The organism is Desulforhabdus sp. TSK, assembly GCF_022836495.1.
Taxonomy (GTDB): Bacteria; Desulfobacterota; Syntrophobacteria; order Syntrophobacterales; family Syntrophobacteraceae; genus Desulforhabdus.
This window is the reverse complement of the sequence record NZ_BQXM01000076.1, coordinates 1-2,798: the sequence shown is the minus strand read 5'-3', so window position 1 is coordinate 2,798 and position 2,798 is coordinate 1. Positions and strand designations below refer to the sequence as shown.

Sequence of the window (2,798 nt, the reverse complement as noted above, 5' to 3'; positions counted from 1 at the left end):
CCGTGGCACTGAGCACTTTGTCTTGCTCCCTTCTGCGCTGTCTCTGAAACTGTCTTCGATCCATGGGCCCATAATATACAGGGCTCCTATCCACTTGTCCTGTCCAAAATGAAGCGGGCCCAAAGATTTTTTGCAAAGGGGAGCCGATTCAGTTTTGTACTTGCGTTTACGAAAGACTACTTTACAAAACCCCGTCAAATGCCGGTTTTCGAAGCCTGCGGGAATTGCTGACCCATCCTCTCAAGTGCTCCTGGTCAAAGCAGCCATTTTCATTAATAAGCTGGTCCGGTCTAAAAAATTTTTTGATATAAGGGTACTATCATTTCTCTATGTCATGATACTTTCTATATCCATATTTGCGATTCACAAGTATTCCAATATAACTTCAAATTATGTTAAATACATTTTAAGCATATTAATGCTTATTGTCTTCATAGATGTTGGATATATAGCATACTTTAATTCTCTTTATGGAGAAGCGACATCATATGTCTTTTTATTTTTGGTGTTAGCTAGCGGACTCTATATTGCTAACCATAGTAATCCATCATTTTTTGGATTACTAATTTTTTTGATTGCACTCATTATTTTCTCCACCGCTAAAGCCCAAAACATACCCCTGGCTTTTATATTTCTTATTTTCTTGGCCAAAATATTCTTTGAAAAAAGAGATGTTTTGTGGCGTACCACTATCGTTGTTCTTACTTTTGTGATGGCAACATCATCAATAGCAGTTCACATGTTTACACCACAAGTAATGCAGGACTGCCATAAATACCAGGCTATCTTTTATGGAATCATAAGATATTCCCCCACACCGGAAAAGGACCTGGAGGAATTGGGAATCGATCCGAAGTTTGCAGTTCTCAAAGGAACAAATTTTTTTATGACAGGCCTCACTTATGATCTTCGTGATCCCACATTTCAGTGGGAGATTTACGACAAGATCACGCATTTAAAAATTCTTACATTTTATCTGAAGCATCCCAACAGATTTCTCGAAAAATTGAGCATCAGCGCGGAAAATGGATTTTATATCCGACCGGCTTATCTGGGGAATTACGAGAGGGCGCCGGGAGTGAAACCCCTGCAGATGGCCACCATGTTTTCGCTCTGGAGTACCTTCAAAGCCAATACTCTCCCCCACTCACTGTTTCTTGTGGTGAGTTTCTTCTTTCTATATTTTGCTGTTCTGACCTATTACTATGTCATCAAATGGAGACGGAGAGAAAAGACCCTTTTCGTGGATATATTCATGACCCTGGGTTTGATCGGAGCAGTGTCCTTTGTAGTGCCGGTGCTGGGAGATGGCGAAGCAGACCATGCCAAACATCTTTTTCTTTTTAACGTCGCTTTTGACATGATGGTGGTCGCGTCCATCACCTGGATGTTTTCAATCCTACCACGATGGGACAGAATTCAAAACTTCCCGAAAATATCAGGTCGGACGTCGGCTTAAGAACAGATGCACACAACTCAATGCGCTCGACTTCCTGTTCAAAAGGGAAAGCTGGATTCGTTGAAAGGGCCACGCACCAAGAGGAGAAAATGCCTTGGATTGGCTGAGAATTGTGCTGCCTTCACAGATCCGGTGGATAAACATCGAGCGACTTTGCCGCGGTCTTTCCCTGTGCATGGCATCGTTCTTTCTGGTCGTATTCTTTTTTAGCATCCAGAGGAAGAATTATTCAGAGATTGGATATTTTGCTTTGGGAATCCCCCTTCTTGCGATCATGGGGTGGTGGAGGGGCAGGAAATTCATGCTCTTTATTGAAGCCCTGAATGATCGCCAATTCCTGCTGCTGTCGACTGTCATATTTGCGGTGCTTCGCATCCTTTGGCTTCTTTCTCTTCGCACTGTACCCGATATAGATTTTGCAACTTTTGATTATATTGCAGTGTTGTTATCCAAGTATCGTCCCATCCACGAACCTCTATCCATGTATTTTTTGCTCCCCGCATGGGGATACCCACTTTTCCTGGGCGTATGGTATTCACTGGTCGGCCATACTCTGTTTGCCGGAAAGTTGTTCAATCTGCTTTTGGGCATTGCATCCGTACCGCTGATTTACATAGTCTCCAGGCAGATTGCAGGGACTTTAATCGCACGCATGACAACGATACTCTTTGTACTCTGGCCAACCCAAATCATGATGTCGAGTGTTTTGGCCTCGGAACATCTGGCGATTTTCCTGATCATGGTCGCTTTTTGTTTCCTTTTGAAAGAAACGGAAAAGCATCACTGGAGAAATATCGCCGTTTCCGCCATTTTTCTTGCGCTCGCCTACACTGTTCGTCATGCTTCGATTGCTGTTCTTCCTGCCGCAATACTTTTCCTCCTCATCTCGAGTAAGTCTGCGAAGATTCCGAGATTGAAAACCGCCTCGGCATTGACGGTCAGCTTTCTGGCTGTCTACGCCCTCTACCTTGCAGGAATGACGCTCGTCTACCACGTCACCCCTTTGGGCCAGGGGTTATTCAACCTGCTCGTCGGCACAAATGTGGCTGCAAAAGGTCACTGGAACATGGAGGATCAGGAGAAATATTTTTCCTACGGTACTTTTCCGGAAGCCAATGTCTATGCAAAGAAAGAAGTTTTGCGAAGGGTCGTCTCTGATCCTGGTGGAATAGTCCAATTAATGGGCCAGAAATCCATCCTGACCTGGTGGAATATTACCGGCGGTCAGCAAACCTGCCAAAATGGCCGGTTGGAAAGTCGTCCATCGCGATGAAAGGGCGTAGCTCAGCGACGTTGTCTCTTTTTGAGAACAAAAAAAGGCCACTGAGGGATCTAGAGC

The 2,798-nt window shown here is 44.4% G+C and carries 2 protein-coding genes; both read left to right on the top strand.

Features of this window, described 5'->3' with window-relative positions:
- Nucleotides 1–418: 418 nt before the first annotated feature.
- Nucleotides 419–1,459 carry a hypothetical protein gene (locus MWC30_RS21465; RefSeq protein WP_244086247.1) on the top strand — a complete coding sequence of 347 codons (1,041 nt, stop codon included), beginning with the start codon at nt 419–421 and terminating at the stop codon, nt 1,457–1,459.
- A 94-nt stretch (nt 1,460–1,553) separates the two neighbouring features.
- The gene (locus tag MWC30_RS21460; RefSeq protein ID WP_244086246.1) at nt 1,554–2,732 is read left to right on the top strand and encodes a glycosyltransferase family 39 protein; all 1,179 of its coding nucleotides are present in this window, start codon (nt 1,554–1,556) and stop codon (nt 2,730–2,732) included.
- Nucleotides 2,733–2,798 lie beyond the last annotated feature (66 nt).